The sequence below is a fragment of the Nitrosomonas sp. Is79A3 genome, from assembly GCF_000219585.1.
Lineage (GTDB): Bacteria > Pseudomonadota > Gammaproteobacteria > Burkholderiales > Nitrosomonadaceae > Nitrosomonas.
On the sequence record NC_015731.1, the window covers coordinates 219,799 to 233,551 of the forward strand.

General features: G+C 49.8%; 12 protein-coding genes. 4 read left to right on the forward strand and 8 right to left on the reverse strand.

Annotation, left to right across the window (positions count from 1 at the left end):
• Positions 1-30: 30 nt before the first annotated feature.
• Complete coding sequence (gene mfd, locus NIT79A3_RS00945; RefSeq protein ID WP_013964401.1) at positions 31-3,492, reverse strand: transcription-repair coupling factor; 3,462 nt, start codon at positions 3,490-3,492, stop codon at positions 31-33.
• Between the two features lie 268 nt (positions 3,493-3,760).
• Here mfd and NIT79A3_RS00950 point away from each other — a divergent pair, with 268 nt between their 5' ends.
• The 4 genes from NIT79A3_RS00950 (at position 3,761) to NIT79A3_RS00965 (ending at position 6,135) form a co-directional block, all read left to right on the forward strand.
• Positions 3,761-4,594, forward strand: coding sequence for a TRAP transporter TatT component family protein (locus tag NIT79A3_RS00950; RefSeq protein WP_013964402.1), 834 nt, complete (start codon positions 3,761-3,763; stop codon positions 4,592-4,594).
• A gap of 120 nt (positions 4,595-4,714) precedes the next feature.
• Positions 4,715-5,314, forward strand: coding sequence for an alpha-ribazole phosphatase family protein (gene cobC / locus NIT79A3_RS00955; protein ID WP_013964403.1), 600 nt, complete (start codon positions 4,715-4,717; stop codon positions 5,312-5,314).
• 190 nt (positions 5,315-5,504) lie between these two features.
• Complete coding sequence (locus NIT79A3_RS00960) at positions 5,505-5,750, forward strand: type II toxin-antitoxin system prevent-host-death family antitoxin (protein WP_013964404.1); 246 nt, start codon at positions 5,505-5,507, stop codon at positions 5,748-5,750.
• The gene (locus NIT79A3_RS00965; RefSeq protein WP_013964405.1) at positions 5,734-6,135 is read left to right on the forward strand and encodes a type II toxin-antitoxin system VapC family toxin; all 402 of its coding nucleotides are present in this window, start codon (positions 5,734-5,736) and stop codon (positions 6,133-6,135) included. The genes NIT79A3_RS00960 and NIT79A3_RS00965 overlap by 17 nt, the downstream gene beginning before the upstream one ends.
• Positions 6,136-6,234: 99 nt before the next feature.
• Here the strand turns inward: NIT79A3_RS00965 and NIT79A3_RS00970 are convergent, their stop codons facing one another.
• The 7 genes from NIT79A3_RS00970 to NIT79A3_RS01000 all read right to left on the reverse strand — a co-directional run bounded on the left by NIT79A3_RS00970 (position 6,235) and on the right by NIT79A3_RS01000 (position 13,502).
• The gene (locus NIT79A3_RS00970) at positions 6,235-7,494 is read right to left on the reverse strand and encodes an MgtC/SapB family protein (RefSeq protein ID WP_013964406.1); all 1,260 of its coding nucleotides are present in this window, start codon (positions 7,492-7,494) and stop codon (positions 6,235-6,237) included.
• Positions 7,484-9,262, reverse strand: a complete 1,779-nt coding sequence (gene recJ / locus NIT79A3_RS00975; RefSeq protein ID WP_013964407.1) for a single-stranded-DNA-specific exonuclease RecJ — start codon at positions 9,260-9,262, stop codon at positions 7,484-7,486. Before recJ ends, NIT79A3_RS00970 begins: the two co-directional genes overlap by 11 nt.
• A 44-nt stretch (positions 9,263-9,306) precedes the next feature.
• Positions 9,307-10,155, reverse strand: a complete 849-nt coding sequence (locus NIT79A3_RS00980; RefSeq protein WP_013964408.1) for a transporter associated domain-containing protein — start codon at positions 10,153-10,155, stop codon at positions 9,307-9,309.
• A gap of 86 nt (positions 10,156-10,241) precedes the next feature.
• Entirely contained in the window at positions 10,242-10,703 is a 462-nt protein-coding gene (gene ybeY / locus NIT79A3_RS00985; RefSeq protein ID WP_013964409.1) for an rRNA maturation RNase YbeY, read from the reverse strand.
• Between the two features lie 12 nt (positions 10,704-10,715).
• Positions 10,716-11,705: a PhoH family protein gene (locus NIT79A3_RS00990; protein ID WP_041360437.1), complete on the reverse strand. Its 990-nt coding sequence runs from the start codon at positions 11,703-11,705 to the stop codon at positions 10,716-10,718.
• A gap of 81 nt (positions 11,706-11,786) precedes the next feature.
• Positions 11,787-13,115, reverse strand: a complete 1,329-nt coding sequence (miaB, locus tag NIT79A3_RS00995; RefSeq protein ID WP_013964411.1) for a tRNA (N6-isopentenyl adenosine(37)-C2)-methylthiotransferase MiaB — start codon at positions 13,113-13,115, stop codon at positions 11,787-11,789.
• Between the two features lie 18 nt (positions 13,116-13,133).
• Entirely contained in the window at positions 13,134-13,502 is a 369-nt protein-coding gene (locus tag NIT79A3_RS01000; RefSeq protein WP_013964412.1) for a hypothetical protein, read from the reverse strand.
• Positions 13,503-13,753 lie beyond the last annotated feature (251 nt).

Below are 13,753 nucleotides of genomic sequence, written 5' to 3' on the forward strand. Positions count from 1 at the left end.
TTCTCATAGAGTAGTAGAAAAAGAGATACTTCAGTTATTAGTGTTCAACTTCTGAATCAATTCCTTCATCCGCATTACTCGCTTATTCACATCCTCAATTTTCACCAAAATTTTCAATCGATCCGGACCGGATAGCGAATATTCCCGGCTGCTTTGGATCAGTTGGATGATTTTTAGCGGGTCGATCGGCGGATTCGGGATGAATTGCACTTGGACGCTGTCGGCGCTGGCGTCAATGCGTGTGATGCCGAGCGGTTTGGCGGCGATGCGTAAGCGGTGGCAGTCGAGCAGTGCGCGGGTTGGGTTGGGTAGCAAGCCAAAGCGATCGACCAATTCCCGTTGCATGTCGTCGAGCTGTTCGTCGTCGCTGCAGTTGGCCATGCGTTTGTACAGCACTAAGCGTTCGTGAATGTCATGGCAATAATCTTCCGGCAATAAAGTCGGAACGTGCAGATTGATTTCTGTGGCAACGCCCAATGGGTGCTGCATATCGGGCTCTTTGCCTTGTTTTAAGGATTGGATGGCAGAATCCAGCATGGAGCTGTACAGACTAAAGCCAATTTCCTGCATTTCTCCGCTTTGTGATTCGCTCAGTACCGCACCGGCGCCGCGAATTTCTAGATCATGCATGGCGAGATAAAACCCGGAACCGAGTTCTTCCATCGCCTGAATTGCTTCCAGGCGTTTTTTGGCTTGCGATCCCAGCGCTTCTTCAGGCGGTGTCAGCAGATACGCGTAAGCCTGATGATGCGAGCGGCCCACCCGCCCGCGCAATTGATGCAATTGTGCCAGGCCAAATTTGTGTGCATTATTGATAAGGATGGTATTGGCGCTGGGAATGTCGATGCCGGTTTCAATGATAGTGGTGCATAACAGGATATTGAAGCGCTGCTGATAAAAATCCCGCATGACATGTTCCAAATCGCGTTCCCGCATTTGCCCGTGGGCAATATTGATGCGCGCCTCGGGTAATAGACCGGAGAGTTTTTCGTACATCAACTGAATCGTGTTGACTTCATTGTGCAGAAAATAGATTTGCCCGCCGCGTTTGAGTTCGCGCAGACAAGCTTCACGGATGATACCCATCGAGAAACTGCTGACAAAAGTACGAATGGCAAGGCGGCGCTGTGGCGCGGTGGCAATGATGGAGAAATCGCGCAGCCCTTCCAGCGACATCGCCAATGTGCGTGGAATCGGTGTGGCGGTGAGTGTCAGCACATCGACTTCCGCGCGTAGTTTTTTTAATTCTTCTTTCTGCCGCACACCGAAACGATGCTCTTCGTCAATAATGACCAAGCCCAGATTCTTGAAGTGAACGTCTTTCTGAATCAGTTTGTGCGTGCCGATAATAATGTCAATTTCGCCTTTGGCCAGGCCCGCTAGCGCCAGGGTTTGTTCTTTGGCGGATCGGAAGCGCGACAGTTCAGCAATTTTGACCGGCCATTGGTCGGCAATCAGGCTAAAGCGGTCGGAGAAATTTTGGAAATGCTGTTCAGCCAATAGCGTGGTCGGAACCAGGACAGCAACCTGTTTACCGTCGGCAACGGCGACAAAAGCGGCACGCAGTGCCACTTCAGTCTTGCCGAATCCGACATCGCCGCAAATGAGGCGATCCATCGGTTTCCCTGAGGTTAAATCTGCAATGACCGCTTTGATCGCCGCCGCTTGATCAGCGGTTTCCTCAAAACCGAATCCCTCGGCAAATGCATCGTAATCATGCGGCCTAAGCGTAAAAGTATGGCCTTCACGCGCTGCGCGCTGGGCATACAGATTCAGCAGCTCCGCCGCGGTGTCGCGCACTTGCTGCATGGCTTTGCGTTTGGCTTTATCCCATTGACCGCTGCCCAGCTTGTGCAGCGGTGCCGATTCCGGGGCAGCGCCGCTGTAACGCCCGATCAGATACAGTTGTGAAACCGGCACGTAGAGCTTGTCGCCGCCTGCGTATTCCAATGATAAGAATTCGCTTAACTCACCGGGCTCCCCCTCCCCCACATCCATGCTCACCAAACCGAGATAGCGGCCAATGCCGTGCTGCTCATGCACCACCGGATCACCCGGTTTGATTTCCGACAGGTCGCGCAGAATATTATCGGTCGAGGTAGTCTTGCGCGCCTCACGTTCACGCCGCCCATAGACATGGGTCGAATACATCTCACTTTCGGTGATAAACGCGAGTCGCGCTGATTCCAGGATAAAACCGGTGTGCAGCGGTGCAACACTGAGCATGAAGGGCTGAGAACTGCTTAGAAATTGCGCGTAATCCTGACAGCTGTCCGGGTGCAAACCGTACTGATTCAGGTATTCCGCAATGAGTTCGCGCCGCCCCATACTTTCCGCCAGCAGCAAGATGCGTCCGCCGGATTGCGTGAAACGGGTGACGAATTCAGCCAGTTTTTCCAGCGGATTTTCCGCGTGGCGGTTGACTTGAACAGAGGGCAGCGGAGCAGTAGATTTTTTAGCCGCCAGCTTGAGATCTTGTCCATTGGATAGAATCTCAATGCGCGCATACGGCTTTAATTTGCCGAAGAAGCTGTCGCTGGATAAAAATAATTCCTGCGGCGGCAATAGCGGACGGTCGCTATCACCGCGCAACAATTGATAGCGCGATTGGGTATCGCGCCAGAATTCGTCGATGATCGGACGGACATCCTGGTGCAGGCAAAGCAGCGTATTTTCCGGCAAGTAATCAAATAAGGTTGCCGTCTGCTCAAAAAACAGCGGCAAATAATATTCGATACCAGCGGGTGTCAGACCTTTGCTGATATCTTTATAGATTTGTTTTTTGGATGGATCGCCCTCGAATTTCTCGCGGAAATTACCACGGAAGCAGGTACGCCCGGTTTCATCCAATGGAAATTCTCGCGCAGGTAACAGGCGGATCTCTTTGACCGGATAAATGCTGCGCTGGGTATCGACATCGAACGTGCGGATGGTGTCGATTTCGTTATCCAGTAAATCGATGCGATACGGCAGCGGGCTGCCCATCGGGAATAAATCAATCAAGCCGCCGCGCACACTGTATTCACCAGGTGAAAAAACCTGTGTGACGTGCGAGTAACCCGCAAAAGTCAGTTGACTGCGTAATCCGGCCAGATCCAGCACCTCACCTTGTTTCAGGAAAAAAGTATGCGCGGCGAGATATTCACGCGGTAGCATGCGATACAGCGCCGTAGTCAATGGCGCAATCAGCACATCACAGGCGCCATTCATTACTTGATAGAGTGTCGCGAGCCGTTCCGAAACCAGATCATGGTGTGGTGAAAAAGTATCGTAAGGCAGTGTTTCCCAGTCCGGTAACAGATGCGCTCTTAATTCCGGTGCAAAGTAGGGAATTTCTTCCAATAATCTTTGCGCATCCAGTGCATTGGCAGTGATGATCGTGACAGGTTTCGCCTGCTGGGCGAGTTGCGCGAGAAATAGCGCGTCGCTCGAGCCATCAAAATCAGCGTAGCGTAACAAGGCGCCGGGTGTGGGTAGGGTGTGCTGTTGCATTTTATGCGGTATCACAGTATTGCAATGCCATGAAAAGACTGATCTTGAATAAAAACCGCATATTATAGGCCAGTTTTAAGTCATCTTCTGTTTCGCATGAGAGTTTGCCGTCGGCAGATTTCTTATTAAAGCGTAAATTTTCGCTTTATTCATGGTTTGAATCTGAATCAAATAAGACTATCCTTAACAGACTTGTCCTAAAAAGACTGATATTTATCGTAGAATATTACACCCTTGATCAAGAAACAGCGTATTTAACGGATTGAACATGAGCGCTCTTATAAAGTCGGGAATGCAAAAATTGGAGAGAAGGATTGCCTTCTTTACAATCATGGTGATTGCGGTTGCTTGCTTGACCGCACCGGTTTTTGCGCAAAGTATTTCTCCGACTTTATTGACTGAAGAAAATAAACAGAAAATTGAACTGGCTGTCTGGCGATACGCCATCGATACGCCGCTGCTTGTGGAAACAATCGATTGGTTTCGCGATCTGACGCGGAATTCGCAGGAATCAACCGCCATCGCCGAGCTTTCCCGCCTGAAGTTTATGATTGCGCAACTCGAGATGGATAAAAATCGCCGTGTTCAATTGTTTGAACGGTGCATTGCCATTGCCGACCAGGCGCTTGCTTTGAACGCAAATGATGTGAGAGGCCTCTTCTGGAAAGCTGCGGCGATGGGAAAAATGGCTGAAGATAGCGGCATAGTGAATGCATTCAGAATGCTTCGGCCGATGGAAAAAATGCTATTGAAAGTGGTCACTCTGGATGAAAAATACGAAAATGCCGGCGCGCATAGAGCGCTGGGCCGTATGTATCACAAACTTCCGGGATTCCCCATCAGTTTTGGCAGTAACCAGAAAGCGCTTGTGCACCTGAAGCGCGCGCACGAATTGTTTCCACGAGATATCATTACGCGCGCTTTTTATGCCGAGGTATTGTATGACGAAGGCAGGAAAGCAGAAGCACGCAGGCATGCGGATTTTGTGCTGGCGACACCGATTGACGAAGAAGATGCGCTGGAATTCGCTGAATATGTCGATATCGCGCTGGGCGTCGTTAAGAAAACCAGCGGCTCAGATATTAAATTGGGAAATTACTAAAATACCAATAATCACACAAGTTTTGTTAGGACCCCGTGAATAATTGCCATATCAGAGGATAGCGAGAAATCTACGCTATCCGATAAACTTACCGCATCAAAATTACCCGGCTGAAATGGTATGACAGAAACTGTTATTGATTTAATCCGCCACGGCGAGCCAGCAGGCGGGCGCCGTTATCGCGGCCACAACATTGATGATCCGCTTACCGAAAAGGGGTGGTCGCAAATGTGGAACGCCGTTGGCGAATATGCCGAATGGCATCAAATCATCACCTCGCCGCTACAACGCTGCCAGAGGTTTGCCCATGAATTGGGGGAGCGTCGTGGAATCAATGTCGCTGTTGAATCGCGTTTTAAGGAAGTCGGGTTTGGCGCATGGGAAGGGTTGAGCCATGATGAAGTGAAAATTGACCGAGCCGATGAATATCATGCTTTTCTGAAAGACCCAGTCAACCATCGGCCGCATGCCGCAGAGCCGCTCGACGATTTTATCCAGCGCGTTGGCTCTGCTTATGAAGAAACCATCGAGCACTATCGCGGAAGCCATGTTCTAATCGTCGCGCACGCCGGTGTGATGCGTGCCATTATTGCAAAAACAGTCCATGCTTCTCCGTCCGGCCTGTATCGAATCAAAATCAGCAATGGCGGGATTACACGTATTCGCCATACGGAGACGGGTGGCGTGCTGGAATTGCTGAATGGGAAGCTGTCAGATTGAGAAACAGAGTGATTTCTCCTGTTAGCCAGGTTCAATCAAATGATCTCGATCCAATGAATTTCGCCCAAGAGATCACCGACAAAAATTGGGCCAGCTAAGCAATAAGCTTTATCCTCGCACTTCAAATGCATTGCTTTACGCAAGCAAATGCCTATAATGTACATACATTATGTACATTATAGGCTCCCCCATGACATCAGTGAATGTGACCGAATTACGCCAGCATTTACCCGAATATCTTAAACAAGTGCAAGCAGGTGAAGCAATTGCAATAACCTTGCACGGCAAAACCATTGCCCATATCATTCCTGACCACACAAAAAGCGAACGTGAGGCAGCGCTTAATCGTCTGGATGCACTGCGTGGCACGGTCATTGTTGGTGACATCCTTGCTCCTCTGGATGAAAAATGGAAAGGCGATGCTGATAATCTGTGATACCCATATTTTGTTATTCTGGGCAGATTGCCGCGAGCGTTTGACGATAACTGCTCAACAAGCTGTGGAGCATGGCCTGACGGACGGTAAGTTGGCCTGTGCCGCCATTAGTTTCTGGGAAATTGCTTTGCTGTTCCGTAAAAACAGATTGGTACTGCCTGCGCAACACACATCCGCTTCGTATATGGATGATATTGTTATGTCACTGGAGTTGCAGATTCTTTCGATCACACCGGCTATCGCTGCGTTAGCTGAAAGCGGTATTATTCCGCATGATGATCCGGGTGATAGATTGATTGCCGCGACCGCCATTGCGCATCAAGCGCCGCTCATTACGGCCGATAAAAAACTCCATTCGATACCTGGTTTACGTTGTATTTGGTGATAATAGTTTCTGATTGCTGCGTTTTCAGCGCCATAATGAAATTCTCCATTCGTACATGACACGCATAGTTGAGTTGGTCAGGGTAACCAGCGAGCTCTTTTAGAAAAAGAATAGCAGCGCCAATCCAATGCCTGCAGCCGTTGCGAGCATACCCGAGATGCATTTTCTTGCCAGTAACCCGTTGCCGATGAAGAATATGAGACCAAGTTTAAATCCGATGTTAGAGAGTATTGCGAGCGAAATAGCCGTGATAGCTTGAGTGGCTTCCAGTTTACCCAATTCATATAAGCGCAGGCTCGACAGGGTAATGGCGTCGACATCCGTGAGGCCGGAGACTAACGCGACGGCATACAGTCCGCTGCTGCCAGCGATGTCGGATAGCCATGCGGCAAAAAACAGCACGATGCCATAGATCAACCCGAAAGCCGCTGCCGTGCGCATTTCGGTTGGATTTTTGGTTTCTGGCACAGGTAACTCATTTTGCTGTTCTAACTGATACCACCAATAAGCTGTAACACCTAATCCGAACAGAAAACCACTGCCTAAAATGGGCAATAACTGCGGCAATATGGCGGGAGAAGCCACCGCACTGACGATAGCCAAGCGGATCAGTACCGTCAAATTGGCAAGCAGGATAACTACGACAGCGAGCGGAATAAAATTTGGGTTTTCAGTGCTGCGGCGGGCGTATATCAATGTTGTGGCGGTGCTGGAAACCAGTCCGCCGAATAAGCCCAGCACCGCACTGTGGCGTGGACCGATCAGTTGTAGTGCGACATAACCAGCCAGACTGACGCCGGATATCAAAACCACCATTAACCAGATCTGGTATGGGTTGATCGCTTCATAAGGCCCGTAGTTCTTGTCCGGCAGTATCGGCAAAATGATAAAAGTCAGCACGGCAAACTGCAGTATGGAAATTAAATCCCGCCGGCTCAGTTTTTGCGTAATGCCGTGCAGTTCTGCTTTGAAATACAGCAATACCGTGGTGATGATGGCCAGCATAACGGCCAGTGTGTCGTTGCCATACCAAACCGATGCACCCAGACCATAGCACACCAGAATAGCGACTATGGTGGTCGTGCCTGGATCTGCACTGTCGTCTTTGAGACGAAAATAAGCAGCGATCATCATCGAACCGATGATCAGCAGGCCGCCCAGCAGCAGCCAGGGCGTGGCTTTTTCCGACAGCATGGCGGCCAGCGTGCCGAATAACGCGACCAATGCGAATGTTCTTAATCCTGCCCGCGAGCTTGGATTGCGTTCGCGCTCCAGCCCGATTAATAGACCAATCGCCAGACTGGTTACAAAATGCGGCAAAGCAGCCAATTCGCCATTCAGCGTGAATTCAGTGTGCATCGTCGTTCACCTCACTCTCTGTGTGAAACCAATGCTCCAGCAGCAATTGTAAAGTTGTTTTGCCATTATATTCATTGATCTGTAGACGATAAACCGCATCGATGAGATCGGGCAGCGGGTCGTTATGGAAAAACAAAATGCCGTCGTAAGAATCCTCTGATTTCCGCGCCGCTTGACCTTGGCTACTGGAATCCAGTTTTCTTAATTTCAGTTTTAAATGTTTTTCACCTACGATGCGCTGACTTTCAACATAAAACCGCGCATTGAATGACGGTTGCGGAAAACCTTGTCCCCACACTTGCCGGTCGAGGTATTCAACCAGTTCCAAATTAATGTCAGAAGTCTCCAAATCGCCATCGGTTTCGATCACGCGCGTTAAATCGGCCGGTGTCAGCAGGGTTTGTGCAACTTGCTCAAAAACATCGCAGAATTTCTCAAAATGATGGGCATGGATCGTCAATCCCGCTGCGGCTGCGTGACCGCCGAATTTGAGGATCAGCTCAGGATGCCGCTTGGCAACCAGATCCAATGCATCGCGCAGGTGAAAGCCGTTGATCGACCGGCCGGAGCCTTTGATTTCACCGTCATTGCCGGGTGCGAAAATGATGACCGGGCGATGATGTTTATCTTTGATGCGCGAAGCGAGTATGCCGATGACACCTTGATGCCAATCGGCATCGAACAGGCAGATACTGTAGGCGGCTTGTATTTCCGGTTGCCGGGTTTTGAGCGTGTCTTCCAGCTTGAGTAACGCGCTTTCCTGCATGGTGGACTCGATTTCGCGGCGCTGCCGGTTAAGCTCGTCCAATTGTTTGGCAATTTGTGACGCATACGCTGCATCATCGGTAATCAAGCACTCAATACCCAGCGACATATCGTCCAGCCGCCCGGCTGCGTTCAATCGCGGGCCCAGCATGAAGCCCAGTTCATACGTGGAGATTTGCTGATACTCCCGCCGCGACACCTGCAACAGTGCGTTGATACCTGCGCAACCGCGTCCTTTGCGGATGCGTTGCAGGCCTTGCTGTACCAAAATGCGATTGTTACTATCCAGTTTGACCACATCGGCGACCGTTCCCAGTGCCACCAGATCAAGAAATCCGGCGAGATTGGGCTCCTGTCCCAATGCGGTGAAAGCGCCGCGCTGGCGTAATTCAGCGCGCAGAGCCAGCATCAGGTAGAAAATAACGCCCACACCGGCGATACTTTTGCTCGGAAAAGGGCAGCCGGGCTGATTGGGATTGACTATGGCCATGGCCGCGGGCAATTCATCCCCAGGCAAATGGTGATCGGTAATCACTACTTGCATGCCCAGCCGGTTGGCTTCAGACACGCCTTCGACGCTGGCAATGCCGTTATCGACGGTAATCAGGATATCCGGTTGCTTGACGGTATGCGCCAAATGCACAATTTCCGGGGTCAGTCCGTAACCGAATTCAAAACGGTTCGGCACCAGGTAATCAACAATCGCGCCAAATTTGCGCAAAATCCGGATTCCGACCGCGCATGCCGTTGCGCCATCGGAATCATAATCCGCTACGATCAGCAGGCGTTTTTTTGCTGCAATGGCATCGGCCAGCAGCGCTGCCGTCGCCGTGATATTTTTCAGTTGCCCGAACGGAACCAGGTGTGCCAGTTCTGTTTCAAGCTGGCTGGAATTTTCAATGCCGCGCGCGGCATAAATACGCGCAAGTACCGGCGATAATCCGCTGCCGCTGAGAGCTTCGAAAGTATGCGAATCATACGTACGGGTGGTGATTTTAGACATGGGCAGGGTAATGCGCAGGCGCTTCCGGATAGTGCGCGAAAGTTTTATTCTGCACTGGTTTCCGGCGCTGCTGCGAGTTTTTCCACCTTGAGGATGTGTAACCGGCGGCTATCGGCGCGTTGCACGGTAAATTTGAAGTTACCGATAACAACCGATTCGTGCCGGACCGGCAAACGGCCAAATTTGCTGAGGACCAAACCGCCGATCGTGTCATAGTCATCGTTGCTGAAGCCTGCACCGAGCACTTCATTGAAATTCTCAATCTCGGTAATCGCCTTGACACGATAAAGTCCGTCCGCTTCCATGACGATGTTGTCTTCTTCCTCGTCAAAATCGTATTCGTCTTCAATTTCCCCGACAATCTGTTCGAGCACATCTTCGATGGTGACCAGACCGGCTACACCGCCATATTCATTGACGACAATGGCCATATGGTTACGATTGCTGCGGAAATCCTTGAGCAGAACATTCAGCCGTTTGGATTCCGGAATGAATACAGCTGGCCGCAACATGTCGCGCATAGCAAATTCTTCTTCACTGGCGTAATAACGCAGCAGATCCTTTGCCAGCAGAATGCCGATGATGTTGTCTTCACTGCCTTCGGTGACCGGAAAACGGGAATGCGCGGCTTCGATCACAAACGGAATAAACTTCTCGGGTGTATCACTGATATCGACGATATCCATTTGCGAGCGCGGTACCATAATGTCGCGCGCCTGCATTTCTGAGACCTGCATGACGCCTTCGATCATGCTGAGAGCATCCGAGTCCAGTAAATTCCGTTCAAAGGCAGAATGCAAAACGGTAATGAGTTGTTCGCGGTCTTCCGGTTTGCGGATCAGCAAAGCGCCTAACCGCTCCAACCAGCCGCTTTTAGGAGGAGGTTCGTCCATGATGTCGAGTAATTCCTGTTGATGTAAAAGAAAAAGGGATTAAAGATTTTCTTTGCTGACTATCCAAGCAAAGATTTTTAATAGGATTATTGCGGTGAAATTGCGTTGCCATGCTCTGTATACGGATCATCATAGCCAAGCCGGGCTAGTATCTGTGTTTCCATTTGTTCCATCACAACTGCTTCGGCCTCTTCAATATGATCATACCCTTGCAAATGCAAAATACCATGAACAGTCAGATGCGCGTAATGTGCAGTCAGGTTTTTATGCTGTTGCTGCGCTTCTTTGCTGACGACCGGCGCACAAAGTACGATATCGCCCGTTAACGGTTGCATATCGTCATAAACAAAAGTTAACACGTTGGTCGCATACTCTTTATTGCGAAATTGATGGTTCAGCTCACACCCCTCCGCTTCATCCACAATGCGTAAAACAATCTCAGCTTCCTGCATCAGCGCGGCTTTAACCCAGCGGCGGAACAACGGCCTTGCGGGTACGTCTTTGCTGTCCGTCGCATACTGCACCGTCAGCTTGAATGATTTCTCCATGCGTACTGTTTGTCAGGATTCCTGCTTGCGTTTATCGTGTTTTTCATAGGCGTGGACAATGCGTTGCACGAGAGGATGTCTTACCACATCTTCGGATTTAAAATGAGCGAAAGCAATGCCGCGGATATCTTTGAGCACCTGCTGGACTTCCACCAGTCCGCTTTTCTGATGTTTGGGCAGATCTACTTGTGTCACATCGCCGGTAATCACTGCTTTGGAACCCAGGCCAATACGCGTCAAAAACATTTTCATTTGTTCCGGTGTGGTATTTTGTGCCTCATCCAGAATAATAAATGACTGATTCAGCGTGCGTCCGCGCATAAAAGCCAGCGGTGCGATTTCAATCGTATTGCGCTCAAATTGCTTGCAGGTTTTTTCAAATCCCATTAAATCATACAATGCGTCATACAGCGGGCGTAAATAAGGGTCAACTTTCTGGGTCATATCGCCGGGTAGAAACCCTAAACGCTCGCCCGCCTCAACGGCAGGACGGACCAAAATCAGGCGCGAGACCAAACCGCGTTCCAGCGCATCCACTGCGCTGGCCACAGCGAGATAGGTTTTGCCGGTACCGGCCGGGCCGATGGCAAAAGTGATGTCGTGTTCCTGAATTTGTTGCAGGTATTGCGCCTGGCGCGGGGTCCGGCCATATAAATTGCTGCGGCGTGTCAGCAGTGCGGGCTGCTTGAGGGTTGCGGCCTTGTCCGAATCATCGGTTTGGCCTGGTATGTTCTGTGGATTCAATGCTTCGATCAGGCCGAGTTGAATCTGCTCCAGACTCAGATGCTGTTGCGATTGATTATAGAAATTGCGTAACACTTGTGCCGCCAGTTGTGTCTGGCCGGATTTTCCCGATAAACTGAAATGTTCGCCGCGACGTGAAATGGCTACATCCAATGCGGTTTCAACCTGTTTGAGGTTTTCATCCAATGCGCCGCAAAGATTCGCGAGTCGCTGATTATCGGCTGGCGTGAAAGAAATTTCGAGGGGTGTAGGTTTCAATGTCAAGTGATGCTGTTACGATATTGCAATTCTCTCAGCGGGCGGGATACTTTGCAAGTAAAACCCTTCTGCGGGTATCTCTTATTCATGCACTATTTCACCGCGCAACGTATGCGATCGTGCTTCGGTGATGCGTACATTCACAAAACAGCCGACCTGCTCGGGATTGCTCGATAAATTGACGACACGGTTATTGTCCGTGCGTCCAAAAAATTCATCCGCATTCTTTTTGGATACGCCTTCCAGCAGTACCCGTTGTACCGAACCGATCATTTGCTGGCTGATTTTTCCGCATTGCTGATTAATTTGCGCCTGCAATCGATGCAATCTTTCCAGTTTGACTTCCTGCGGCGTGTCATCGGGCAAATCAGCAGCTGGTGTGCCCGGACGCGGGCTGTAAATAAAGCTATAGGAATCATCAAAATTCATATCTTTAACCAATTTGAGGGTTGCTGCAAAATCTGCCTCAGTTTCTCCGGGAAAACCAATAATGAAATCAGAAGTTACTGAAATATCCGGGCGTATCGCGCGTACTTTGCGGATGATCGATTTGTATTCCAATACGCTATATCCCCGTTTCATCGCCGCCAGCACCCGGTCGGAACCGGATTGCACGGGCAGATGCAAGTGGTTGACCAGTTTGGGTAAATGGTTATAAGCCTGAATCAAACGGGCGGTGAATTCTTTCGGATGTGAAGTAGAATAACGAATGCGCTCAATTCCCGGTATTTCGTGAAGGTATTCAAGCAGTAAGGCAAAGTCAGCGATCTCGCCGTCATTCATCACACCCAGATAAGCGTTAACATTCTGCCCCAGCAGCGTGATTTCCTTGATGCCCTGATCCGCCAGAATGGCAATTTCTGTCAACACGTCATCCAGCGGGCGCGAAACTTCCTCGCCGCGCGTGTACGGCACCACGCAAAAACTGCAATATTTGCTGCAGCCTTCCATAATTGAAACAAAAGCTGTGGCGCCTTCAGTACGAGCGAGTGGCAGGTGATCGAATTTTTCAATTTCAGGAAACGAAATGTCAACCTGTGAACGGCCGGTTGCCTTACGGGTTTCGATGAGTTGCGGCAACCGGTGCAGCGTCTGCGGACCAAAAACAACATCCACATACGGCGCGCGGCTGACAATCGCTTTGCCTTCCTGGCTGGCCACGCAGCCACCTACGCCAATCAATAAATTGGGATTGTTTTCTTTCAGATGCCGGACACGGCCCAAATCATGAAATACTTTTTCTTGTGCTTTTTCGCGCACTGAACAGGTATTGAACAGAATGATATCGGCTTCTGCCGGATCATCGGTGGATTCCATGCCATAGGCGGCGTGCAGGATATCGGCCATTTTGTCCGAGTCATACTCGTTCATCTGGCAACCAAAGGTTTTAATATAAAGCTTGTTACTCACAAATTGTCTAGTGCTATGTTAAAAAAAGAAAAAACGTTTTTTCGGTGCGGGTATCTGCTGCCCTTCATGTTCCGCCGCTTTTACTTCGTCCGGCGTCAAAATCCAAATCCGGTGCAGATAGCCCATGATATCCAACTGGTAGCGAATCAAACCGACATAATTCGCCGTTGACGGCAGAATAATCATATTATCGATACCGCGGATCTGCCCGCCCGCCCCCATGATCATTTGCTGATCATTGATGGTGAACTGCGGAAAAGTAACTGCGGTAAGTTTACCCAGTTTGCTATCGGGCGGGAAATTTCTTTGCAGTTGACTAAAAACAGGATGGGATAGCGTGATCAATACAATGATCAGCAACAATTGCATTACCTGTGTTTTTTTCATAATTTTACTGAACGGCAATCGGATAAACGGTACGAAACAGGGGCTTGAATCTTGATCGATACCTGATATTTCTGAAGGTCTTATGATACGCTAAAGCGAAATTCCGTATCAACGAATTTAACGGCCTGTTAAGGAAGCTCTGATTAAGTTGATTACATTCATGGTTTGACAAGCTCACCACGAACGTAATCAATATATTACCGTTCGTCCTGAGCCTGTCGAAGGACTTAATCAGAGTTTCCTTAAGGTTT